The 23,881-nt window shown below is 57.0% G+C and carries 23 protein-coding genes; 10 read left to right on the forward strand and 13 right to left on the reverse strand.

From position 1 onward, the window contains the following. Positions 1 to 5: 5 nt before the first annotated feature. Both Q0650_RS01270 and pyrR read right to left on the reverse strand, forming a co-directional pair. Positions 6 to 932, reverse strand: coding sequence for an aspartate carbamoyltransferase catalytic subunit (locus tag Q0650_RS01270; RefSeq protein ID WP_298815021.1), 927 nt, complete (start codon positions 930 to 932; stop codon positions 6 to 8). Next, complete coding sequence (gene pyrR, locus Q0650_RS01275; RefSeq protein WP_298815024.1) at positions 925 to 1,473, reverse strand: bifunctional pyr operon transcriptional regulator/uracil phosphoribosyltransferase PyrR; 549 nt, start codon at positions 1,471 to 1,473, stop codon at positions 925 to 927. Before pyrR ends, Q0650_RS01270 begins: the two co-directional genes overlap by 8 nt. Positions 1,474 to 1,977: 504 nt before the next feature. Between pyrR and Q0650_RS01280 the strand changes: the two genes are divergently transcribed. Next, on the forward strand, positions 1,978 to 3,117 hold the full coding sequence (locus tag Q0650_RS01280) for an MGDG synthase family glycosyltransferase (RefSeq protein WP_298815027.1): 1,140 nt from the start codon (positions 1,978 to 1,980) through the stop codon (positions 3,115 to 3,117). Positions 3,118 to 3,124: 7 nt separating this feature from the next. Then, complete coding sequence (locus Q0650_RS01285; protein WP_298815029.1) at positions 3,125 to 4,276, forward strand: MGDG synthase family glycosyltransferase; 1,152 nt, start codon at positions 3,125 to 3,127, stop codon at positions 4,274 to 4,276. Here the strand turns inward: Q0650_RS01285 and Q0650_RS01290 are convergent. The 4 genes from Q0650_RS01290 to hemN form a co-directional block, all read right to left on the reverse strand. Further along, positions 4,267 to 4,410 (reverse strand): hypothetical protein, encoded by a 144-nt coding sequence (locus tag Q0650_RS01290; RefSeq protein ID WP_298815032.1) that lies wholly within the window; start codon positions 4,408 to 4,410, stop codon positions 4,267 to 4,269. The genes Q0650_RS01285 and Q0650_RS01290 overlap by 10 nt on opposite strands. Positions 4,411 to 4,421: 11 nt before the next feature. Next, positions 4,422 to 5,363, reverse strand: coding sequence for an ADP-ribosylglycohydrolase family protein (locus Q0650_RS01295; RefSeq protein ID WP_298815034.1), 942 nt, complete (start codon positions 5,361 to 5,363; stop codon positions 4,422 to 4,424). Between the two features lie 126 nt (positions 5,364 to 5,489). Beyond that, positions 5,490 to 6,914: a protoporphyrinogen oxidase gene (gene hemG / locus Q0650_RS01300; protein ID WP_298815037.1), complete on the reverse strand. Its 1,425-nt coding sequence runs from the start codon at positions 6,912 to 6,914 to the stop codon at positions 5,490 to 5,492. Positions 6,915 to 7,110: 196 nt separating this feature from the next. Continuing rightward, entirely contained in the window at positions 7,111 to 8,484 is a 1,374-nt protein-coding gene (hemN, locus tag Q0650_RS01305) for an oxygen-independent coproporphyrinogen III oxidase (RefSeq protein ID WP_298815040.1), read from the reverse strand. A gap of 361 nt (positions 8,485 to 8,845) precedes the next feature. Here hemN and Q0650_RS01310 point away from each other — a divergent pair, with 361 nt between their 5' ends. The 5 genes from Q0650_RS01310 (at position 8,846) to Q0650_RS01330 (ending at position 15,388) form a co-directional block, all read left to right on the forward strand. Then, on the forward strand, positions 8,846 to 9,163 hold the full coding sequence (locus tag Q0650_RS01310) for a hypothetical protein (protein WP_298815044.1): 318 nt from the start codon (positions 8,846 to 8,848) through the stop codon (positions 9,161 to 9,163). Positions 9,164 to 9,166: 3 nt separating this feature from the next. After that, complete coding sequence (locus Q0650_RS01315) at positions 9,167 to 10,429, forward strand: glycosyltransferase family 4 protein (protein ID WP_298815047.1); 1,263 nt, start codon at positions 9,167 to 9,169, stop codon at positions 10,427 to 10,429. Between the two features lie 59 nt (positions 10,430 to 10,488). Continuing rightward, a complete protein-coding gene (locus Q0650_RS01320; RefSeq protein ID WP_298815050.1) occupies positions 10,489 to 11,259 on the forward strand; it encodes a hypothetical protein in 771 nt (256 codons plus the stop codon). 65 nt (positions 11,260 to 11,324) lie between these two features. Beyond that, on the forward strand, positions 11,325 to 13,661 hold the full coding sequence (locus Q0650_RS01325) for an exo-alpha-sialidase (protein ID WP_298815052.1): 2,337 nt from the start codon (positions 11,325 to 11,327) through the stop codon (positions 13,659 to 13,661). 227 nt (positions 13,662 to 13,888) lie between these two features. Next, entirely contained in the window at positions 13,889 to 15,388 is a 1,500-nt protein-coding gene (locus Q0650_RS01330) for a glycosyltransferase family 39 protein (protein WP_298815054.1), read from the forward strand. Between the two features lie 49 nt (positions 15,389 to 15,437). Here the strand turns inward: Q0650_RS01330 and Q0650_RS01335 are convergent, their stop codons facing one another. Further along, entirely contained in the window at positions 15,438 to 16,079 is a 642-nt protein-coding gene (locus tag Q0650_RS01335) for a histidine phosphatase family protein (protein ID WP_298815056.1), read from the reverse strand. 109 nt (positions 16,080 to 16,188) lie between these two features. Here Q0650_RS01335 and Q0650_RS01340 point away from each other — a divergent pair, with 109 nt between their 5' ends. Both Q0650_RS01340 and Q0650_RS01345 read left to right on the forward strand, forming a co-directional pair. Then, positions 16,189 to 16,581 carry a diacylglycerol kinase family protein gene (locus Q0650_RS01340; RefSeq protein ID WP_298815059.1) on the forward strand — a complete coding sequence of 131 codons (393 nt, stop codon included), beginning with the start codon at positions 16,189 to 16,191 and terminating at the stop codon, positions 16,579 to 16,581. Between the two features lie 129 nt (positions 16,582 to 16,710). Beyond that, the gene (locus Q0650_RS01345; protein WP_298815062.1) at positions 16,711 to 18,384 is read left to right on the forward strand and encodes an AarF/ABC1/UbiB kinase family protein; all 1,674 of its coding nucleotides are present in this window, start codon (positions 16,711 to 16,713) and stop codon (positions 18,382 to 18,384) included. 20 nt (positions 18,385 to 18,404) lie between these two features. Here Q0650_RS01345 and Q0650_RS01350 read toward each other — a convergent pair whose 3' ends face one another. Together Q0650_RS01350 and purD are read right to left on the reverse strand one after the other, a co-directional pair. After that, on the reverse strand, positions 18,405 to 19,025 hold the full coding sequence (locus Q0650_RS01350) for a phosphoribosylglycinamide formyltransferase (protein ID WP_298815065.1): 621 nt from the start codon (positions 19,023 to 19,025) through the stop codon (positions 18,405 to 18,407). 3 nt (positions 19,026 to 19,028) lie between these two features. Then, positions 19,029 to 20,273, reverse strand: coding sequence for a phosphoribosylamine--glycine ligase (purD, locus tag Q0650_RS01355; protein ID WP_298815068.1), 1,245 nt, complete (start codon positions 20,271 to 20,273; stop codon positions 19,029 to 19,031). Between the two features lie 95 nt (positions 20,274 to 20,368). On the opposite strand from purD, the gene Q0650_RS01360 reads away from it, so the two are divergent. Continuing rightward, positions 20,369 to 20,824, forward strand: a complete 456-nt coding sequence (locus tag Q0650_RS01360; RefSeq protein ID WP_298815070.1) for a DUF123 domain-containing protein — start codon at positions 20,369 to 20,371, stop codon at positions 20,822 to 20,824. Positions 20,825 to 21,105: 281 nt separating this feature from the next. Here the strand turns inward: Q0650_RS01360 and Q0650_RS01365 are convergent, their stop codons facing one another. The 4 genes from Q0650_RS01365 to Q0650_RS01380 are packed head-to-tail and all read right to left on the reverse strand — an operon-like array spanning position 21,106 to position 23,870. Next, positions 21,106 to 21,429, reverse strand: a complete 324-nt coding sequence (locus Q0650_RS01365) for a hypothetical protein (protein WP_298815072.1) — start codon at positions 21,427 to 21,429, stop codon at positions 21,106 to 21,108. An 18-nt stretch (positions 21,430 to 21,447) separates the two neighbouring features. After that, on the reverse strand, positions 21,448 to 22,683 hold the full coding sequence (locus tag Q0650_RS01370; RefSeq protein WP_298815074.1) for a hypothetical protein: 1,236 nt from the start codon (positions 22,681 to 22,683) through the stop codon (positions 21,448 to 21,450). Positions 22,684 to 22,703: 20 nt separating this feature from the next. Then, positions 22,704 to 23,321 (reverse strand): cytochrome c, encoded by a 618-nt coding sequence (locus tag Q0650_RS01375; RefSeq protein ID WP_298815077.1) that lies wholly within the window; start codon positions 23,319 to 23,321, stop codon positions 22,704 to 22,706. 9 nt (positions 23,322 to 23,330) lie between these two features. After that, the gene (locus Q0650_RS01380; RefSeq protein ID WP_298815080.1) at positions 23,331 to 23,870 is read right to left on the reverse strand and encodes a DUF3341 domain-containing protein; all 540 of its coding nucleotides are present in this window, start codon (positions 23,868 to 23,870) and stop codon (positions 23,331 to 23,333) included. Between the last annotated feature and the right edge of the window lie 11 nt (positions 23,871 to 23,881).

A 23,881-nucleotide genomic window follows, 5' to 3' on the forward strand; every position in this document is an offset into this window, starting at 1 on the left:
CTCCCTTAACCGGCCATTCGGTAAAGTAACGCCATCCGCACAGCAACGCCATTCATCACCTGCTCTTCAATCACTGCCGCCGGTGATGTGGCAACTTCGGGGAAGATCTCAATTCCTTCGTTCATCGGGCCGGGGTGCATCACAATCGCATGGCCGGGCAGTCGGGCGAGTCGTTCGGCAGTCAGGCCGTACACCCTGGTGTATTCGCGCAACGCCGGCAGCAAACCACTCTGCATGCGCTCTTTCTGCAACCGCAGCGCCATCACCACATCCGCCTTGGCCAGTAACGGATCGAGATCGTAGCTGATCCGCACCGTTGGCCAAGTCGCTGTCCAGAATGCCGCCGGGCCGATCAGGGTGGGGGGGCCGCAAAGAGTCACCCGCGCTCCCAGCCGGGTGAGACCCCACAGATTCGAGCGGGCAACGCGGCTATGCAGCATATCGCCCACAATCACCACATTGAGGTCGCGGATCTGACCGAATCGGCTGCGCATAGTATAAAGGTCAAGCAGGGCCTGAGTCGGATGGGCGTGGCGGCCATCACCAGCGTTGATCACTGCGCCGCGAAAATGGCGGGCAACCAGATACGGCGCGCCTGATTGACTGTGGCGCATCACGATAATATCGGCGCCGAGAGCCTGGAGTGTGCGCACCGTATCAACCAGCGACTCACCCTTCTCGACACTGCTCCCGCGCGCCGTGAAAGCAACCACATTCGCCGAGAGGGCGCGGGCTGCCAGTTCAAACGAGATGCGAGTGCGCGTGCTCTCTTCAAAAAACATATTGACCACCGTTTTGCCTCGTAGCGCTGGCACCTGCTTAATCTCGCGCTCAAGCACTTCGCGCATACTCTCGGTAGTCTCTAAAATCTCTTCGATCTCGGTGGCGCTGAAATCATCGAGATCAATCGCGTGGCGGCGTCGTTCAGTCATTGCTTCCACCTCGCTGGATTACCACCTCATCAATGCCATCGGTCTCACGCAGCCGCACCATCACTCGCTCAGAGAGTGAAGTTGGCACATTCTTGCCAACAAAATCGGCGCGAATGGGCAATTCGCGATGGCCACGATCAATAAGCACGGCTAGCTGAATGCGGGCAGGCCGACCAAAATCGGCAATGGCGTCGAGCGCAGCCCGTACCGTGCGCCCGGTAAAGAGGACATCGTCAACCAGGACGATCGTCTTGCCGGTAATGTCAATCGGCAGATCGGTTTTCCGCACTCGCGCTGCCGGGCCGCGGAGTTTCAGGTCGTCGCGGTAGAGGGTAATGTCCAGTTGACCAACCGGCACTCGCGTGCCTTCAAAATCGGCGATTGCGGCGGCGATGCGTTCAGCCAGCGGCACGCCGCGGCTCCGAATGCCGACGAGTACCACATCGCGCAGGCCGCCGTTGCGCTCGTCGATCTCGTGCGCAATCCGCACCAGCGCGCGCCGAATCTCGTCGGCGGAAAGGATCTGTTTCTCGTTACTCATGCCCTCCTCCGCATCAGCCCTTCCGCGCAAACAAAAAAGCCTTTGCCCACAATAGTGGGGCAAAGGATGAGCGGCATGTCAGGCCGGGTTGAATTCAGATTCATCGAATGACTCCTTCACAGCCTCACGGGACTGTATTAAAGGTGTCGTGATCGTATCACATCCCCAACTACCCGTCAATGTCAATCCTGCTCGTCGCGTGTGCCATCTCTGCTGATCGCTATGCCTGACGGTTGCACATTTCACATCAATCCGGGTTCAGGGGTTCTTTCAGATTGGCTGCTGCGATGCCTGGCCCTGTCTCTGCCTGATCGTGTTCCCTCACGACAGCCGGGAATTGCGACTGACCGGCTTCCAATCGCGCGATGCCATCCTTGCCAGCTTGCAATTCCCGTCAGACTGCGTAATCTCTTTGTCGCGCAACAAATAATGGCGAAACATGGTACCATACGTTCAAGTGAGACTCAACTGCGCGCCGTAAGGCGCTTCGCCGGAGATATAGTTATGCCGCGAGTCCTGATTTTGCATGCATCGGTCGGCACCGGTCACAAACGTGCTGCCGAAGCACTGGCTGCCGCCTTCAGTCGTCGCCAACCCGGCGAAGTTCGGGTGGAAGACGTGCTTGACCATACGTCGCGCCTGTTTCGTCTCGCCTATGCTCGTTCCTACCTCGAACTGACCGATCGGGCGCCGCTGGTGTGGGGCTATTTCTACACGCAGACCAACGCCGATCCGAACCTGGCTGAGATTACCAACAACATTCGCAAGCTGGTCGAAAGTATTGGCACCAACGGCCTGAAAGAGGTGTTGCGCGCTTTCCAGCCCGAAGTGATCATCTGCACCCACTTCTTGCCGATGGAGTTGCTGGTCGGCTATAAGCGCAGCGCTCGTCTGACCGAGCCAATCTATTGTGTGATTACCGATTATGCCGCCCATACCTTCTGGACGTATACCGAAATTGATGGCTATTTCGTTGGCGATGAGCAAACGCGCGCGCAACTGATCGAACGGGGAATTAGCCCCCAACAGATTGTGGTGAGTGGCATTCCCATCGATCCCGCTCTCGCCCAGCCCAACGATTGTCGCCAGGCTCGTATCCGCCGCGATCTACCCCTGCAAGGCACCGTTATTACCCTGTTTGGCGGTGGCGTGGATGATGACCACGTGCGCCAGATTGTCAGCGGCTTGATGCAAAGTCCGCTGAAAGCGACCCTGGTCGTTGTCGCCGGTCGGAATACAACCCTGGTTGAGACGTTGAGCGATTTTATCTCAACTCCGAATATTGATCTGCGGGTTCTGGGTTTTATCGATTATGTTGATGACCTGATTACGGCGAGTGATCTGGTGATCACCAAGGCCGGCGGTCTGATCGTCAGCGAGGTGCTGGCTCGCGGCACCCCGATGATTATCATCGACCCGATCCCTGGTCACGAAGAGTGGAATGCCGATTACGTCGTTAGTACCGGCAGTGGCATTCAGTTGCGGATGTGTGAGTCGACCCCGCGCGCAGTGTTGAACCTGCTCAATCATCCCACTATGCTGAGCGAGATGCGCAAGTGTGCCCAGGCGGCGGCGCGACCAAGGGCAGCGCTCGATATTGCCGAAAAGGTGATCGCCGATCTCGAACGGCACCGCTACGATTGACAATCTTATGAATCGACAACCGATCGATGTCCTGTTTGCTATTTCAGATACCGGCGGCGGTCACCGCAGCGCAGCCGTCGCCATCAGCGCGGCGCTCGAACAGATGTCAGGTGACGCAATCAGTTGGGCTATCGAAGATATTTTGCGCGCCACTAATGTGCCCGGCGTGCGCAGCGCCCCTGGTCTGTATGATCAGCTTTCGACCCGCTGGCTGAAGTTGTATAACTTCTCGTTTCAGTTGACCAATTCCGGCTCTACCGTGAGTTTTCTCTCGCGCGTGGTCTATCTGATCGCTCGCCAGAATCTTGAACGCTTGCTGGCTGAACGCCAACCGCGCCTGGTCGTGGTGACCCATCCACTGGTTCATCGCCTGGTCTGCGCGGCCCGGCGACGGCGCCGTAATGCTTTTGGCGTGGTGACGGTTGTGACCGATCTCGTGACACTCCACGCCTCCTGGAGTTATCCCGGTGTCGATCTCGCCCTGACGCCAACCGATGAGGCTTATCGTCTGATGCACAAACGTGGCATGAAGCCGAGTCAGTTGCAGCGTTGCGGCTTTCCCGTACATCCGAAGTTTGCCGCCGAGAACCGCGATGCGGTCACTGTTCGCCGCGCGCTGGGGTTTGACCCCGATCGCTTTACCGTCCTGTTGACCGCCGGCGGTGTCGGATCGGGTCGCCTCGGTGAGCTGGTGCAGGCGCTCGAGCAACAACTACCCGATAAGCAGTTGCTGGTCGTAACGGGCAAGAATCGGGCTTTGTTCGAGGAATTGCAACGCGGGCCGCGCTCGTCCTATACCCATCTGTTTGGGTTTGTCAATAATATGGAAGAGCTGATGGCTGCCAGCGATGTGGTGGTGACCAAAGCCGGCCCCGGTACGTTGATGGAAGCCCTGGTGATGCGCAAGCCGGTGATCGTGACCGAAGCAGTTGGGATCCAGGAACACGGCAATATTGACTTTGTGCTGAATTACGAGCTGGGATTCTTTTGCCCGACGACCGAGCGTATCGTCGCGGCGATTGGTAGTCTCGAAGACCCGGCGCGCTATGCAGCCACTGTCGAGCGCCTGAAGCATGCAGTTCCCCGCGATGGCGCAATGCAAATTGCTCGCGTTATCCATCAGCGCCTGGCGTTGCAGTCGCAGCGTCGTCATGGGTAGCGAGCGATCGGCAATTGCGTGTTGCTGTGGCGACGCGCTGGCACAATTGTGATGCCGATCCCACCGGATGATCGCGGGTGATGCCCGGTGCCATCAGCCTGGCAATACCCGGCGCGCGCTGACGACTGCTCCATTGCGGATCGTTTCACTCTGCGCCGCTTCCTGCCTGGCGCAACAGCCGGCTTAACAGCTCTTGTACCAGCGTCTGCCCCCGTAGTTGTCGGCGCCAGTGTTCGGGAATCCCGCTCAATCCGTAGCGAATCCCGGCGATGCCACCTGCAACACAGGCCGTGGTATCGGTATCGTGGCCAAGCGCAATGGCTACCCGCACAGCGCGCGCGTAATCGGCGCTTTGTTGAACGGCCCACCGCGCCGAGCGGAGCGTATCGACGACGTAGCCCTTGCCCTCTCCTGGTGACAGATCGTCTGGACGAATGTGGCGCTCAAGTTCTATTCTGGCCTGCCCGTCGCCGTAGATTTCACGCAAGCGGTTGGTGGCTCGCTCCCAGGCTGCCGGATCGCCGGCCAGCTCATAGCGCGCCCACAAGCAATACAAGGCGCAACAGACCTGCGCTCGCAGGTGACCATGTGTCGGCAACGATTGCATATGCGCGTCGGCTACCAGTTCGTGATCACTACCGATATGCCATAACGCCAGCGGGAGCACTCGCATAAGCGAACCGTTCCCGTTATCATATTCGCCAGCCGGCCCGGAACGATTGGGGGGAATGCCGCTCTGCAACGCATGAATGGCTTTGACTGTCTGAATGCCGGCATCGAATACCACGCCATCGGGTGTGTACGCGCATTGCTCGTACCAGGACCGAATCTTGAGCGCAAAATCGTTCAGATCGAGCCGATCACACGCCAGCAACGAATCAAGCAGGGCGAGCGCCAATGCGCCATCATCCGACCAGGTGCCCGGCGGCACACCGGGGTGACTGCGCTGGAAGCCGACCGGCGGCTCCATGTCGATCTGGGCCAATGGTGGCAGCTCTGTGGGGGAATGAAATTCATACGGCACGCCAAGCGCGTCGCCGATGAGTAATCCGAATAGTCCGCCGGCAATGCGTTCGGATCGCTCCATGGTGTGCTCCTCGTTTCATGACGGTGCCTATGATCTGTGCTCATTGTATCGAGTCCGGCAGATATTTGCACCAACAAAAAAAGGGCGGGTACTCAACCCGCCCTTGCGTCTGAGCAGCACTGTTATCTACCCCAGGGCCTGCTCCAGCGTACCGGTCGTTGTTCCCTGAGCGTCCAGCGCAGCCGCGATTCGTTCGCCAGCTTGCGCGCCGCTGGCCCAGGTCTTTGGCACGCCGACACCACCGCGATAGCTGCCGGTCAATTGCAGGGTTGGCCAGCGTTGTTCCAGCCGTTCGAGCGCCGCAATCCGCTCGCGATGACCGAAGGTGTATTGCGGAATGGCGTAACGCCAGCGTGTCACATGGGTGAGCAGCGGTTGTCCGCTGATCCCAAGCACCTGCTGGTTGTCGCGAATCGCCGCTTCGATCAGGGCCTCTTCGCTCTGTTCGGCCAGTTCGGGTCGAATAGCTCCGCCGACCAGCGTGATCGTCAGTGCCCGGTCGGTGGGTGCGACGTGGGGGAACAGGCTCGAAGCCCACAGAATGCCAAGGAAGTGTCGCCGCTCGCTCGACGGCGCCAGCACGCCAAACCCGTTCAATTCGCGCGAGAGTTGATCGCGGCGGAAGCCAAGGTGAACGACGGCCACCGGCGCATACGGAATGGCGCGCAACGCCCCGGCTGCCGTCGCATCGAGTGTCTCGATCAGATCGGCAGCGGCGTAGGCCGGCGTGGCAATAATCACACTGCGCGCCGTTACCGTTTCGAGTTCACCAGTGCCATCGATGGTTACCTCCCAGGAGTTGTTGCGATAGCGCAACCCCACCGCTCGCCGTCCCGTCCAGACATTGTTTGCCCCCAACGCGCGGGCCAATGCCCGCGGCCATTCGGCCAGACCATCGCGGAAGCTAAAGGTGCGACTCCGCATCTTCGGCTCGCTCACGGCAGGCTTCGGTCTGGGCGCGCTCAACATGCCGCGCGCGATGCTGCCGCTGCGTTGCGCCGCTTCCCATAGGGATGGAAAGACCGCCGCAACCGATAATTGATTCGGGTCGCCAGCATACACACCGGCCACAAAGGGATCAAGCAGGCGCGCCGTCGCTTCGGGTCCGATCCGGCGGCTAAAGAAAGCAGCCACACTCTCTTCAGTGCCGGTTGCGGCATGTGGCGCAACCGGTTCGGCCAGCGCCCGCAGCTTGCCGCGCCACGAGAGCAGGCGGGTCGTTACCAGCCCAATCGGCGACGTGGGAATCTCAATCGGTTGGCCATTGATCAGAATGAAGCGTCGCTTGCCACAGCGCGCGGCTGGCGTGATGCGCTCGCGCAACCCCAGATCGATCAATTCATTCCAGAGTCGGGTGTCTTTTGTGCCCAGGGTATTCGGCCCACAGTCGAGCGTAAATCCATCCTGCGTTTTGATGCTATGGATGACTCCCCCTACGCGATTGGCCGCTTCGATGACCAGCACGCGATAGCCCCGCTTATGCAGGGTATACGCTGCCGCCAATCCGCCAATGCCGCCGCCGATCACGACACTGTCATAGCCTGGCATCATACTCCGCCTCTCTTCTTGCTGATCGGTAACGCACCGTATTCACCAGATTGTTTGCCGGTCTCCCTTTAGCAGGAGTTGACCGCGCCGAAAGCGGTGTTCTGCCCATTCGCGCGCCTGACCAACCTCCTCGGCCCTTCCCTGGCAGGTGAAGTTGGTGGCAAGCGCATTCAACGCGCTCTGGTTGGGTTTGCTCTTATCATACCGTACTTGAAAAGAGTGGCCGCTCGCTGGCCTGTTGTAAATAGCGATCAAGCTCCATCGCCAGATTGCGGATGAAAAACCGTCCTCGTTCTGTCACCCTTAACCGGCGCGGCTCCACTTCGACCAGGCCATCGTCGGCATAGGCGGCAATCCGTTCGATCTCGCTGGCGAACACGTCGCCAAGACGTTGACCATCAGGCGGCAGCGACAGATCGAAGGGTACCTCAAGATTGCACATCAGATGCATAATCGCCTTGCGCCGCCGAATGTCGTCATCGCTCAGCCGCATCCCGCGCGTAATCGGCAACTGGCCGGCGTCAATCGCGCGCTGGTAATGGCCCAAATGCGAGTCATTTTGCGCATAGCGACCGGCCATGTCACCGATGGCGCTCATGCCGAAGCCGATCTGATGCGGCGCCGGCAAGACCGTATAGCCCATAAAGTTGCGTTGCAGCCGCCGCTCACGCGCCGCTATTGCCAGTTCGTCATCGGCCAGGGCAAAGTGATCCATCCCGATCCATTCGTAGCCGACTGCCGTCAAGGTGTCAATAGCTTGCCGGAAGAGTTGAAACTTTTCATAGCCGGTTGGCAACTGGCGGGCATCAACCCGCTTCTGATTGGGCCGGGCCTGTGGCAGATGGGCATAGCTGAAACAGGCAATCCGGTCGGGCCGCAGATCGATCATCGCCTGCAAAGTGGCGGCAAAGCTGGCCGGAGTCTGGTACGGCAGGCCGTAGACCAGATCAATGTTGATGCTGGTAAAACCGGCATCACGCGCTGCTGTAACCACCGTCTCAGTCTGACTCAACGGCTGGATACGGCCAATTGCGATCTGCACCTCCTCGGCAATGTCCTGCACGCCAAAGCTGATCCGGTTGAAACCCAGTTCGCGGAAGAGAAAGACCTGCTCGCGACTGCCGATCCGTGGATCAACCTCCAGCGCCACTTCTGCCTCAGGATCGATGGTAAAAGCAGCCCGCAACATGCCCATTAAACGCCGTGTCTGCGCCTCATCGAGAAAGTTAGGGGTGCCTCCACCCCAATGGAGTTGCGTGACACGCCGTCCGCGGTTCAACACCGCAGTGACCATTGCCAGTTCGCGCTCGATCCGGTCAAGGTAGTGGTCAACTACGTCGGCCCGTTTGGTCGAAGTCGCGTTGCAACCACAATAGGCGCAGCGTTCGGCGCAAAAAGGCAAATGAACGTAGACGCTGATCGGGTCGTCGGTAGCGGCGACATCGCGCAGCGCATCCAGATAGTCTGCGGCGGTAAAACTGGCACTCCAATGCGGTACGGTGGGGTAACTGGTGTAGCGTGGGCCAGGACGGTTGTAACGATCAATCGTTGCGTGGCTGATCTCGATAGTCATAGCAACCCCTCTTGGCGGCGGATGGCGTAGTTTGGTTTTCAAACTACGGAAAGAACGAAAAACCTTAACCCCATGATGTGCCAAAAAGTGCATGATCAACTCTGATTGTAGCATGATAGTCAATTGTTTGATTATTCGAGCAATTAGTTCGTAGCGGATGGGAAAAGCCATTTTTCCGTATAAGAATGCGATGGTTTGCCGCGCAAGCGGCTGAATTCGTTGCGAAAGCGCAATCTTAAATGAGTGTTTTTCTCGCGAATGAAGCTGGTCTCTGGTGCTTGATCACATCGCCTTGCGATCTCATGCTATACTGTAGTGCTGCATTCCCGGGCAGCGAACCAGATGATGTACGGTGATTTCCATGAATCGTTCTCGACATCGACCGATCCGGTTGAGTGCCTTGCGCTGTATCGCTTACGAAATCTCGCTCAATGGCTGGCGTATTCTCCGCCGCACCGTCAATGATTTTAGCCTCTGGCGATTAATCGAATATCCCTGGGCAGCGAAAGCCCTCGATGTCCGTCGCGGCGATCTGGTTGTCGATATTGGTTCAGGCACCTCCTCGTTTCCCTATATGTTGCGTGAAGATCGATGTTATCAAATTTGTTATCGTGTATTATCATGGGAACAAAATCCGTTCCAGATGCGTCTCTCGTTCGAGAGACTTATTTCAGGTTGACTTATGCGAGTTTTGTATATATTGCCGCGCTATGACCGCACGGCGATAGCCAATCAAATACATACTGAAATAATTTACACTTGGCGCTCGTTTGGCATCGAGGCAGAAATATTAAGCTTCTCGTCTCAATACCGCTCGCCATTACGAAGCGTTGAAGACGGAGTCGTAGTCCATCGCTGGCCTTCTAGTGGTTCCTTGCCAAAGCGAATTGCCAACCGATTGCTGTACGCTCTTTTCCCATACCCATTTCTGTTCAGTCTCATCGAAGGAATGCATCGATTGTTGACTGCTGTAGCACCTTTCGATCTTTGCCATGTGGAAACTGCATTTCCTTTAGGGTGGGCAGCCGTACTTGCTGGACGTCACATGCCTCCGTTGGCGATAACCCTGCCTGGTGCTGATGTGATGTCTGAACCGAAATTCGACTACGGGTATGCTCGCTTCCGTTCCGTTCGCGTAATTTTGCCAAAGGTCTTTCAACAGGCGTTAGTTATCAGAGCCGACTCACCAATGATTCGAGATCGTGCTATTCATCTTGGCGCACCCGCTTTTAAGGTAAAAGCTATTCCGTATAACATCACTAACAGTAGTTTGCCACCGCCTGACGTGCCAATAGACTCCTTTCGATCTCACTGTCGAGAAATGGTTGTCAAACGGCATCAACTTACGCCTGACCAACCAATTGTCATTAGCCTGAATCGACTACACCCTTTCAAAGGAATAGTATATCTTGTCGAGGCCTTGCCGACTGTGCGCGCCGCAGGTTTGAGGCCACAAGTCTTAATCATTGGTCCCAATCGTGTTACTCCCACTTTTGGTGATTACGCGGCATTCCTTCGCCGACGGGCTGTAGAGTTAGGCGTGGCCGATCAGGTAATGTTGATCGGTGCCATTCCGCAAGAAGAGGCGATAAAGTATCTTGCAGCGGCTGATGTGGCTGTTGTTCCCTCTGTTGCTGAGGCTTTCAGTCGAGTGGTTATTGAAGCCTGCGCGGTAGGTACACCGCCTGTGGTTACAAGTACTACCGGTGCCAGTGTATACGTTGCAGCAGCCCAAGCTGGAATTGTTGTTGAGCCGTGTTCCGGTCAAGCAATTGGTGAGGCAATTATACGCCTTCTCCGTGATTCTGCGACCTGGCAGACATTTAGTGCGCACGGAGTGATGCTAGCGCCAAAATTTACGTCGACTCAAGTCGCTACCGAATTGGCGCATCTGTACTATGCAGCATTGCGCGGAGATTATAAGTCTGATTCAGTCTTGTTTTAGTCTTAGTAACGTTCTTGCTTCGTTGGATCAGTAACCGTCAGTTAGTCCAGGAGGTCTTCATGGCTCGTCGAACGAAACTAATGCCACTGCTAGCAGTTATGGTTGCGGGAATTGCTTTATTCGCTGCGCTTGTTTTGATATTACGCCCAGGTCAAGCAAAGGAAAGTGGGCCACTTCTACAATATCCTCCTGAACAGCCAGCACCCACGATTGGTCCTAATCCTACGCTTCCGGCTGGCTTAGCATCTGGACCGCTATTTGTAGCTGATTTCACTACTGCTGAAAGCTTAAGTGATTGGCAACTAGTCGAGCTAGATTTTACCATGCCCGGTGAGAATGCTAATTGGGTGATTGACAATGGCCGATTACGGCAAGATTTTACCGGTGAGTTACGGAGTAGTCTGCTGCATGAAGTGGCAGCACTTGCGCCTGGTGTGTATTCCAACGGTGTTGTGCGAGTCAGCTTCTACGATGAAGCAAACGGTGTTGTGGGTCTCATTGCTCATTATCAGGGGGAGCCTGGCTACGAATCTAGCTATTACCGATTGCGTTTGCTGAAAAACGAATACGAGGCAACTCCGAAGTACAGGCTCGATAAGGTGGTTGAAGGGGTTGTCTTCGAGCTGGGTACCGTCGAAGGACCAGGATTTGTGCCGCAGCAATGGAACGTTATTGAACTCGAATTTCGTAATGGCACGTTATTAGCCCGTTTAAACGGGAAACTTCTGATGCATGCAACCGATACCGAACCTCTGCCGGCTGGTAAAGTAGGAGTTTATACTCTTGCAATCGGTGGTATTTTCTTCGATGATTTCATCGTTGGTCAGTGATAGTTTGGTCCTATTCTTTCGCTTGACAGTGACGATCATTGTTTCTGCATTGGGAGATTGATCATATGGTCGCAATTCGCACATTACGCTACCTCCTGGTTATCTGTATCATCGGGTTTATTGCCACGCTGTTTCCGTTTCTTTCTCATGCTCAGGAACCACCAACCGCTCTGGTGCGTGACATCAGTAATATAGGTGCCAGTAATGCAAAATATCCGCAATTGGCAGTAAATGACAGAGGAGTTTATATCAGTGCAGTTGATGAAATATCTGCCAGTAACGACGGCAAGGCGAAGCTCTGGATCAAAGGTGAGGAGGACGAAGCTTTTCAAAGTCCTTTGGTGTTGGGAAGTGTAACACGTGGTACCATCCATGATCATGTCCAAACTTCAGTAACGACAGCACCTACTGGCGAAGTATACGTGATGTGGATTGATCAGGTGGCTAAAACTATTAAATTACGCCGCCGTGAACCAGATGGTAGCTGGAATCCTGTTGTCTTCGAGGTTATGCGTGGTCATAACTTTGCAGCAGAGCCAGCGCTCGCAGTGCGGCGTACTGATGGACAAATTGTGGCGGCTTGGCGAGAAGCCGCGTTGGGGAGAATTAACTATACGTACTCGAATAACCGTGGACTGACCTGGGCACCCGTTCGTGAGATCTCTACACCCGCCTATAAGATGCAGCAGACAGCAATGGCTGCAGGACCAAATGGTGAAATAGTGTTGCTGTTTATTCGTGATAATCCGCGACCGATTCACGTGATGGCTACATTCTGGAGTGGAACTGTCTTCGGTCCTCCACGCGATATCAATAGTGATCCGTCGCAAATTTCACAAGCGTATGGTGATGCCAGCGCTACCTTTACGCCCGAGCCCGCACCGAATACTAGGATTGTGATTGGATACCGTCATGTTGACGAAGGTATCTTCCTTATTGAGAAACCGGTATCTGAGTTCAGTGCGCCATGGAATCCCGTGCTTTTGGCTAGCGGTAAAGGTGATAGCCGTGTCTCCGTTGACTACGATCAGAATAGCAATCTGCACGTTTCATGGATTCGCTCGAATATTCCTGGAAATCGGCGCACAAATCAAATACACTACACGATGAAACCAGCAGGTCGAAATGCATTCCTGCCGATTGCTACTGCCTCGCAAGTCTGGCGAGTGTTCAGTGCGTTTGGCAAAGCCAGGGAGGGTCTATACCCTTACATGCATGTAGCCTATGAGATCTTTACAGGAGAATCACAAATCCCCATACTCGGTTACGCGCAATTTCGCGGCCCGAGACCTGCTCGGTTTAGTTCCCCGCCAGTGATTGAGGATGATACGATTATAGTTGGTGGTGATGGAAGAACGACGATAAATGTCAAGTTCCCTAACCTGACTTCATCCTTTCTACCCGATCAGGTGCGCTGGCGCTGGGGCGCGCCGCCGACCGACACCGAAACCGATTCCGACGGCTGGGTACCCTTCGCTCCCTCACTCTCCGTGCCTATCCCGGAAGCGATGCGTACCGATGCCGGTTGCGTTGAACGCACACTGTATACTCAGTTGCGTAATGTGAGTAACAATTTCACCGATCAGGTATATTCTGATACGGTGATTTTGGATCTGGGTGTTAATGTGACTGTTATCATGGGGAACCCCTTTTCACGAATCAAGACGTCACCGTTTACCGGTGCTTCACTGATCGATATGCTTGCAGAAGGGGGAGCAAGTGATGGTCACCCTGATTATAGCCGGGAGAGATTTATTTTCACTGAAATCCGCGATGCTGGCGATTGCAGTGGTTTACGTAGCTTCAGACTAGCGCCCAATACTACGTCACTTGGTCCTTACCCCTTATACGAGATTAGGGGCGGTCGATTCGCAAATATCATAGCATACCCCCATATGATACCCGAAGGCCCTATGCCAGTAGCTATTCAGATACGTGATGCAATGAATAATTCAGTTATCATATCGCGTACCTTCATATACGATAGGACAGCGCCGGTTTTAAACAGCGGGAATCTGCAAGCGCAATCGATCAGTGACGCGGCGAAGATGATCGTAAGCCTGCAATTTACCGATCTCTCCGTCACTGACAATCTCTACCCCGATCGCGGGTTCTGGGGAGTCTGGCTGGCGAACAGTCGCGCGGCCAGGACGAATCCGGCTACCGATCCGCAATTGGTCTGGACACCGGTCGAGGCGCCGGGAGAGGGCAATAGCTTTACCGTCATTTGGAGTCTCGCTACCGGTCTACCCGAAGATCAATTGACGCCGGGCACATACTACATCTACGCTCGCGTGCTCGATGGCGCCGGCAATCCCAGCGCGACGGTTTTGCCGGTAGCCGAAATCTCGATCGATGAGGTCACCTTCCCGCAGATGTTTTTGCCGATCATCAATCGATAAACGGCGTGGCCCCTTCTTGATCTGCGCCACCGGGATAACAGCCGATCCAACCACGGCTTTCATTCCGGTGGCGATTTGTTGCCTGAGCGATGCGCAATGTCGATGGCGATTCGTCATACAATAACGAAGCATCTGCGCGCAATCGCGGTCAGGCTTTTTGGGAAGTGGTTTGCCTGAACCGGTTGTCTGCTCAGGCGAGTAACCATTGCTAATCGTTGAGGAATGCTATGTCCTCATTCACTGTCAGTGTGAAACATGAGATGTATGAACGGATTCGGAGCTTCCTGGCCGGGCGTGAATTCGGGCCACTGCTCATCACGCTGGTCTTTGCGGCCCTCTTGCCGCTCAGCCTGCCGCGCATTGCGCTCAGCGATGAAGTGCAATATTACGCCTATTTGCGCTCGCTCTATTTCGATCACGATCTCGATTTCTACAACGAATATCAGCATTTTGCTGCGCTTGGCCTGCGCAACAACGATCCGGCAATCTTCAATGCGCTGTTGCGTCCCGATGCGGCCAATCCCAACCCGGTTACCGGCAAGTTGCGCAATGTCGCCCCGGTTGGTTCGGCGCTGCTCTGGGCGCCTGGTTTTGCGCTCGCCGATCTGTGGGTGCAGGTAGCCAATGCCAACGGGGCAACCATTCCACGCGATGGCTATAGCCAGCCCTACATCACAGCGGTATGCATGATGTCGGCTTTGTATAGCTTGCTGGGTCTGCTGCTGACCTATCGGTTAGCGCGGATCTATGCCGGCCAGGTTCCGGCCCTGGTGGCAACCCTCGCAATCTTCCTGGCGACACCGCTGGTCTTCTACACCTATCTGGCGATGGCCTGGTCGCACGCAAACGGCTTCTTCCTGTTTGCTCTGTTTCTTACCATCTGGTTGCGTGGGCGCGAGGGAAATATCGCTCAGAGCGATGGTCGGCGTCACCCGAGTGTCTGGCTGGCGCTGGGTGTGGTGGCCGGGTTGATGGTTATGACCCGCGAGCAGTTGGGCTTGCTGTTGCTGATTCCGGCGCTGGAGGCGCTGGCCGCGTATACCGGCGCGTTACGTCGCCGTCAATGGACAGTGGCGCGCGATTTGCTGATCGGTCACGCCGTGTTTCTCGGCGTCTTTGCGCTGGCGCTCACCCCACAACTGGTAGCGTACTGGGTGCTGAACGGTCGGATCGGGCCTTCAACCACCGTTGGCAGTAAACTGGCGGTAGTGAATCTGGGACCGCTGCCGGTGCTGATCAGTCCGCGTTTCTTCGATACCCTCATCAATCCGGCGCACGGCGCGTTTTTCTGGAGTCCCATCCTGGTAGTGGCGCTGTGCGGTCTCCTCTTCCTGTTTCGGCGCGATGGCCCCCTGGCACTCTTGTTGCTGGTCGGTTTTCTCGGTCAGGTTTACATCAACGGCGCGTTCGGCACGACATGGCATCTCAGCGGCTCGTTCGGCTTTCGCCGCCTGATTGAGGGTACACCCATCTTTGTCCTTGGGCTGGCGATGTTGCTGGCGTGGCTGCAACCGCGGGTTGGTTGGAAGCCGCTCGTCATCGGCGCAGCGCTCTTTGTAGCCTGGAATATCGGCCTGATTGCGCAATGGACGTTTGTCAGGCCAGAGTTGCGCAAGGGGCTGATTTGGGAGGATATGCTCTACTATCAGCTTCAGGTGCCGTTACAGGTGTTAAGCCGGTTGGGGGATATTCTCTTCAATCGTTGCCGCCTGACCATCAATTGTTGATGGCGTGTGGCGATGGCGCTACTGTGCGCGCGCACAGCAGCGCCGGTCGCTAGAGGGCATGCTGCTGTTCGCGAGTCGTAGCCAGTTGCCCGAGGTGACAGGCCTCGCTTAGGCTGACCAGATAAGGCAAATCGTCACCATACTCGATCACGCTAATACTGGCGTTGGTCACCCAAATCCGATTAATTCGATCCATATTCATACCGAGCGCATCAGCCACCAGAATCTTGACAATCACATCGTGCGTGCTGATCAACACCGTCTGATTGGCGTGCTCGACGCAGATGCGCTCGCGAAAATCAAGCACCCGCTTGAGCACATTCGAAAAGCTCTCGCCACCCGGCATCTGCGAGCGGGTCGGATGTTTCCGCCATTCGCGCAACCCATCGGCGTAGCGTTCCATAATCTCGTGCAGGTATTTGCCCTCCCATTCGCCATGGTTGATCTCAAGCAGCGCGTCATCATAGATGATTTCCAGGCCGGGGTGATACGCCACAATCGCTTGCGCAGTATGGGCTGCTCGCTGTAGCCGGCTGCTGTAGACAACATCAATCTTCTCGTGGCGCAGGCGCTCAGCCAGAGCCGCCGCCTGTTTGCGCCCCAGTTCTGACAGGGGAGCGTCTTGCTGGCCTTGATAGCGGTTAATCCGATTCCATTCACTCTCGCCGTGGCGCACAATAATCAGTCGCATAGTTTCGATACCCTTGACGCAGATCAGGCTGTTGTTGCAGCGTCATTATAGCCGAGATGGTATCATTCGCGGTGTGTAACCGGTATGACCCTAAACAGGAACAACCGCTATGGCGGAGCCGATTGATCGCAGTACCCGGCGTTTTTTTGTTGCGTTTCGTTACGCATTCGCCGGGATTGGCCATCTTGTTCGCTCCCAGCGCAACTTCCAGATCCATCTGTTGATCGGGGCCATTGCCATTGCGCTTGGAGTGGCATTGCAGATTACCCGTTGGGAATGGATTGCTCTGAGTCTGACCATTACGCTCGTGTTGGCGGCTGAGGGGGTAAATACCGCCATCGAGGCGACAGTTGATCTCGTTACCCGCGAGTATCAGCCGCTGGCGCGCGTCGCCAAAGATGTGGCTGCCGGCACGGTCTTGCTCTGCGCGTTGGGTGCGATAGTGGTGGGGGTGTTGATCTTTGGCCCGCGCCTGTGGCTGTTATGGCAAATGTTGACATAAACATCTATCATTAAGAGCGCGCTCTGAGTGGGATGATATTTGAGAAGATAATCACGACAGTGGCGCGGATACGGTATACTGAAATAGCAGAGTATGGCCGCTGTCAGCGGTTAGACGGACAGGCATCGTATGTGGCCACTCGTTCGGCAGGCGCGTTATCTGGGGCGTTACCGTGAAATCGCGCAGGTCCTGGTGCATCACGGGTTCGGCTATCTGGTCGATCAGCTCGGTTTGACTTCTCTGTTGTCTTTGCCACGTCGGTTGATCATGCGCGCGCCGGCACCACCGCCGCCGGGCAATGCGGCCCGGCTCCGCGAGGCGCTGGTCGAGCTTGGCCCTACCTTCGTCAAGCTTGGCCAGGCCCTGAGCACGCGGCCTGATCTGCTGCCGGTCGATGTTGTGACCGAACTGAGCAAGCTGCAAGATACGGTGCCACCCTTCCCCGGCGAGCAGGCGGTAAAGCTGATCGAAACTGCCTTTGGTCAGCCGATCAACCGGTTGTTCAGTGCATTCGAACGCGAACCGTTTGCCGCCGCCTCGCTGGGGCAGGTGCATGCGGCGGTCTTGCCCGACGGCACGCCGGTTGTGGTGAAGGTGCAACGGCCCGACATCGCCAGCCGCATTCAGACCGATCTGGCCATTCTGGCCGATCTGGCAGCGTTAGCGCAAGAGCGGATAACGGTGGCGGCGCAGTATAACCTGACCGAAATTGTTTGGGAGTTTAGCGCCACCCTGCGCGCCGAGCTTGACTACGTGCGCGAGGGTCGCAACGCCGAACGCTTTCGTCAGATGTTTTGCGCCAATCCGCACATCTACATTCCCCGCGTCTACTGGGAATACACCGATAGCCGCGTGCTCACAACTGAGCGAATATTCGGCATCAAGTTAAACGACATGCCGGCGCTCCGCGCCGCTGGCGTTGATCTCTCGCGCCTTGCCCGCGCCAGCGTTGATATTACGCTAGAAGAGATCTTTACGCATGGCTTCTTTCACAGCGATCCCCATCCGGGCAACTTTTTCGTCATCGATGGCGCGGTATTGGGCGTGGTCGATTTCGGTCAGGTCGGTATCCTCGATCAGACCACCATGCAAGGGTTGCTCTGGATGATGGGATCCCTGATCAATTACGACAGCCATGGGTTACTGCGCGCGCTAGAGCGGTTAGGTGTGATTACGCGCCGGGCGGCGACGCTCGCGCTCCGGCGCGATCTGGAACGTTTCGTTGAAGGTTTCGTTGACCGTCAATTGGGCCAGATCTCGGCGCGCGAAACCTTTGACGGATTGACGGCGCTTTTACGCCGTCATCGGCTGATAATTCCCGGCCCGCTGGCCACACTACTGAAAACGATTGTGATGATGGAAGGGTTGGGAATGCAGCTCGATCCCACTCTTGATGTCTTCAGCGCGGCGCGCCCTTACATTCAGCGCGCGTTGCAAGAACAGTTCACGCCGGCTGCGTTAGGAGCGCAGGCATTGACCAGCGGACGCGAGTTGGGGGAACTGGCCCTGGAAATTCCTGAGCAGTTGAACCAGAGTTTGCAACGCCTCAACGAGGGCGAATTGCGCCTGCAAACCCGCGAACTGGAGTTGCGGCGTGTGGCGATGGCGTTGATCGGCGCGGCTAATCGATTGGCGCTGGCGCTGGTTGTGGCGGCGTTCATCCTCGGCGTGGCGGCGCTGGTGATTGCGATGCGGGCCTTTGAATGGTATAGCCTGTTGCCCTGGACGCTCTTATTTGTCGGGATCGGCGGCGTTGTGACCGGCGGCATCTTGCTGACCCTGGCGCTATTGCGCCGCGAATAGCGCCAGTGGTCTGCCTGTCGCTATCCCTGCAATAACCGATTAACTGTTGCCACGATCAAGCGCCGTTCAACCGCTTTGATGCGTTCGTGCAACGTTTCAACCGTATCATCGGGCAAAATCGGCACTTCGGCGCGGGCCAGAATCGGGCCATCATCAACTCGCGGCGTCACCCGATGGATCGTGCAACCGGTTACCGGGAGGCCAAGGCGCAGCGCATCGGCTACCACGTGAGCGCCGCGCAAGGCCGGTATCACAATCCCACTGCTGGTCGTCACCGTATCACCGCCATCGTTCGGCAAGAGTGCCGGGTGCTGGTTAATCACTCGATCAGGAAATCGCTCGAGAAACCGGGCCGAGAGCACGCGCATAAAGCCGGCCAGCACAATCAGGTCAGGTTCAAAAGCCGCAATCACGCCGGCCAGGCGTTCTTCCCACTGCTGGCGCAACGGGCCACGAGGGGTGGCCAACGGCACATATGCGGCGGCAATGCCGGCGTTGAGTGCGCGTTGCAATCCGTAGGCCTGCGCGCGGTCGCTCACCACGAGGGTTACTTCGCCGGCCAGCTCGCCGGCAGCCTGCGCATCGAGCAGCGCCTGCAAGTTGCTGCCGCTGCCACTCAACAACACCGCAATAGCTGGCACAGCCTACTCCTGACCGATGTCGCGGCGGAAGTGTTTGCCTTCAAACCGGATCTGATCGGCAGCGGCATAAGCGCGCTCGCGCGCCTGGCGCAGGCTCGAACCAAGCCCGGTTACGCCTAACACTCTTCCGCCAGCCGTGCAAAGCCCGTTGGGGCCGATGGCCGTGCCGGCGTGGAAAACGAGCACCTGATCCTCATCAAGCGCCTCGACGCCGCGGATCAGATCGCCCTTTCGCGGACGACCAGGGTAGCCGGCAGCGCACAAGACCACGCATACCGCGTACCCTTTGCGCCGGCGGAGCATATCCGGCTTAAGCTGACCGGTGGCGCAGGCGTACAGCGCGCCGAGAAAGTCGCCTTCGAGCAGCGGCAAGACGGTCTGCGCTTCCGGATCACCGAAGCGGGCATTGAACTCCAGCACTTTTGGCCCGTCGGCAGTCAAAATGATGCCGGCATAGAGCAGCCCCCGGAAGGGTGTGCCGCGATTGGCCAGTTCATTAACGACCGGTTGCATACAGCGGTTAACGATCTCGTCGAGCAGGGCCGGCGTCACCTCGTCAACCGGCGCGATCACGCCCATACCACCGGTATTCGGGCCGCGGTCGCCCTCTTCCAGGCGCTTGTGGTCACGCGCCGGCGGCAGCGGCCAGAGTCGCTCGCCGTCACAGAGCGCCTGCACCGACACTTCTCGCCCATACAGACGCTCTTCGAGCAAGAGGCGATGGCCGGCAGGGATGGCGCTCAATCTGGCAATGGCGTCGAGCGTTTCTTCCAGCGTCTCGGCCACAATCACACCCTTCCCCAATGCCAGGCCATCAGCCTTTACCACCCAGGCCTTGCCGCTGGCGCGGGCAAAATCAGCCGCTGCTTGCGCCGAGTCAAAGACGTGACTTTGGGCAGTTGGCACGCCAGTAGCAGCCATGATCTCTTTGGCAAATGACTTACTGCTCTCGATCCGGGCTGCCGCTGCGGTGGGGCCAAACGCGGGGATGCCGGCAGCCTGAAACGCATCGACAATACCATCGGCCAGCGGATTGTCGGGACCGACAACGAGCAGGTCAATCCGCTCGTGGCGCGCCAGATCGATCAAGGCCGGGTGATCGTTCAGGGGAAAAGGAACATTTTGCCCATAACGACCGGTGCCAGGATTGCCGGGAATGGTGAGAAGTCTGGTAAAGTCAGGTGAGCGAGCGATTTTCCAGGCCAGCGCGTGCTCACGTCCGCCGGAACCAATTAGAAGTACATTCATAGGATTTGGTCACTGCCATCGGGCATCTTATCTTATTCAGCGGCTTCAAGTATAGCATGGTTAGAGAGATTATTAAACAACGAGTGAGGGATAAAGTGTCGATTTCCATTGTGTTGCCGACGGCGATTGCCGGTACACCAGCTTTGCAGCAGAAGGGAACCTACCTCTTACACTTCCGGTTAGCCCATCCCTTGCGCCAGATTGTGGTCGGGCGACTGGGACGTTTTGACCTGGCTGCCGGGCACTACTACTACGTGGGCAGCGCCTTTGGCGCTGGCGGATTGGCCGCGCGCCTGCGGCGACATCTTGCGGTCGAGAAACGTCAGCGCTGGCATATCGATTATCTGCGCCCCTACCTCGATTTGCAAACGATCTGGGTAGCCATCGATCACAATCGGCGCGAGTGTCGCTGGTGTCGCAAGATAGCTGCGCAGCCGGAGTTCAGTCGTCCTATTGCCGGCTTTGGCGCTTCTGACACCGGCTGCGGTGGTCATCTGTTTTACACGGTGACTGCCATTGCCGGTATAACCGAACTTCTGGCTCAGGCGTAAGTCCAGATAGCAAGGAAGGTTATTCGGGTGACCCGCTCCCCGCTGTAGCCCCTTTGAGCAAGGGGAATACGCGCCGAGCGCAGAGCGCGGCTGTGCCGTCGCCGGCAGGCGCGCCCTGAGCGCAGAGCGACCCGCTCCCCGTTGTAGCCCCTTTGAGCAAGGGGAATACGCGCCGAGCGCAGAGCGCGGCTGTGCCGTCGCCGGCAGGCGCGCATTGGAGGAAAAGATAACAAATCGGGCGGAGGGATACCTCCGCCCGACACCAGACTACCTGGAACTGCCTACTGACGCACCGGTAGACCGCGTTCGACAATCAGATCCATCGCCCGGTCGATGGGGATATGAACCTTGCCTTCCATTGTATAACCGTAGTTACTGAGCAATTTGCGGGCTTCTTTTACATAGCTTTGTTGATAGGTATTACCGGTGACCGGCGCCGGTTGCGGCGTAAAGGGGAGTCGTCCGGCCAGCAATACCACCAGACTGAGCATGATGAAGACCACCAGACCAGCGATCATCAGGCGACTCAGTGGCGGTTCAGACGCAGTTCGTCTAACCGGTGATGCAGTATATCGCGGAGCAGCGTAATTCGGGCGATAGCTCATAATTGTCTCTCCTCGGCGTTAGTGATGACCGCTGTTTTGCAACTGTTCCATATTGGGATCGCGCAGCGGCAGCAGTGGCGCTTGCTGAACATTGGCGGCAAAGAGGGCCAGCACCAGCCCGATCAAGCCAATCGGCGCGGCCACGTCGGTAATGGTGATGTCCCACAGATGTTCGCGGAACTCAGGCAGCACGATCCAGGCCATATCAACAAAGCGCATGAAGACGATCCAGCCGGCAATAGTGGCCAGTGTGGTGAGATTGCGCTTGGTGCCGCGGAAGAGCAAGACGAAGAAGGGCAGGGCGAAGGCGAAGAGCATCAGCGCCAGCGCCACAAAGACCCAACCGTGCTGAGTGCGGTGTACATACCAGGGTGTAAACTCGGCCACATCGCCCGACCAAATAATCACCAGTTGGCCGTATGACATATACGTCCACAGCACGGTGAAGGCGAACATCAGCTTGCCAATGTCGTGGATGGGCTTCACCGACACATATTCACGGAAGAGCGCAGCATCGCGAACGCGACTCATCATCAGGGCCAGGAAGGCCAGGGTCATCAGGCCGGCGTTCGCCATATAGTGGGCGCCGTAGATGGTCGAGAACCAATGCGGATCGAGTGACATCGCCACATCGAACGAGAAGAAGGTAACGGTAATGACAAACAGGGCTACTCCGATCCCGCTCAGTCGCCGCATCCGGCGAGCCAGCACCTTCGGATCGCCACCGGCGTCCTGCTGGCGCGACCAGGCGCGCAGCGTGTAGGCCAGGATCGTCCAGATGACGAAGAAAATGGCGATGCGGGCCGTCACCCAGATTGGGCTGAGCCATGGCACCTTGTGGGCAATAATCGGATCGAACTCGGCGCCGCCCGGAGTTACCACTTCCGGATTCGCCCACTCGTACAAGGGGTGTTCGAGACCGAGCGTCTTGTAGGTGTCAAAATAACCTAGCGCGATGGGGATAAAGAGCAACCCCATAATTGGCAGGATCGCCGCGCCAGCTTCCAGCATCCGCCGCACCGTAACACCCCAGGCGCCACCGGTCAGATGCTGCACCATCAGAAAACCGAGGCAGCCGAGCGGGATGGTCATTGCCACATAGTAGCCGTAGATATACGACTCGAAGAACGAAGTCGGGTTAAGAAAATAGCCGGCAGCCAGTACGCCGATGCCGAGCACGGCAGCGGTCAGACCGAGCACCTGCACCTGCCCGAGCTGCGGGATACGAGTTTGGGAAAGACTTGTCGTCGCCATGGTATCGTCAACCTTCCAGCCTAGTTACCCAGCCGCGCGCGTTCGGCGGGAGGAACATCTTCAATGGTTGCATTCTGGCTCAACTGCAAAGCCCGAATGTATGCGGCGATTGCCCAGCGATCTTCTGGCGTAATGCGCGATGCATAGCCATACATCGACTGATAACCGCCATTTTCAGGATCGCCACGGTATACGCCATTGGTAATGATAACGAAGAAATGGCTGAGCGGCGCTTCACGCAGACGCTGCTGATGGAAATTTGCCGGCACAATGCCACCACGCTCGGCAACCATGCTGGCGCCGTACCCTGATTCGCCGTGGCACACCGCGCAATAAATGTTGTACTTGAGCTGGCCGCGAAGGAGTAACTCTTTTGTCACCGGGAAGGGCATGGCATCCACTTCCTGACCATCGATCAAGCCGGTGTAAAGAAACTCATCAGTCTTCACCACTTCGTAAGGGGTCGTGCCCGGCACATTGGGGCGCGACGAACGACCATCGGCGAAGAAGCTGCTCGGCTCGTAAGTGGTGTACTTTTGCTGGTCGTACATGTCCTGATGGCAGGCAGTAAGCAGCAACACCAACAGGCCGACCCAACCAAAGCGAATCATGCGCGATGTTAAGCGAGGCGTCTGCATGGGCTTCCCTCAGTACGCGACTTCAGAGACCTGCATCGGATTGAGTGAGCGCAGGAACTGCGAAGTGCGCGAACGATCGAACAGCGGATCCGTTGACTCAATACACAGGAAGAAGGCGTCTTGCGACGCATACTGGAACCGTGGCGCATTGAAGACCGGGTGATATGGCGCCGGCAGGCCATTGAGCACAATCATCCCGATCGCCGACGCAAACGAGGCAAGGAGAATCCCGCTCTCGAAGGTAATCGGGATCATCGCCGGCCAGTTGGTAATATCGAGTGGACGACCACCGATGTTCAGCGGGTAATCGACCAGATTGCCGATGTATTGCAAGATAAACCCGGTTGCGGCCCCGATCAGGCCGAAGAGCAGTACCAGTCGCGGCACGCCGGTATCGCCGTGGGCAATCTCTTCGATCACCTCTTCGATCGGGAAGGGCGAAAACGCATCCATTTTGGTATAGCCAGCCGCTTTGGCCTTGCGGGTCGCCTCAATCAAGGCTTCTGGCGTTGGAAATTCAGCTATCACGCCATAAATATCGTTGCGCATCGTTATTCTCC

This window comes from uncultured Chloroflexus sp., from assembly GCF_937129525.1.
Classification (GTDB): Bacteria; Chloroflexota; Chloroflexia; order Chloroflexales; family Chloroflexaceae; genus Chloroflexus.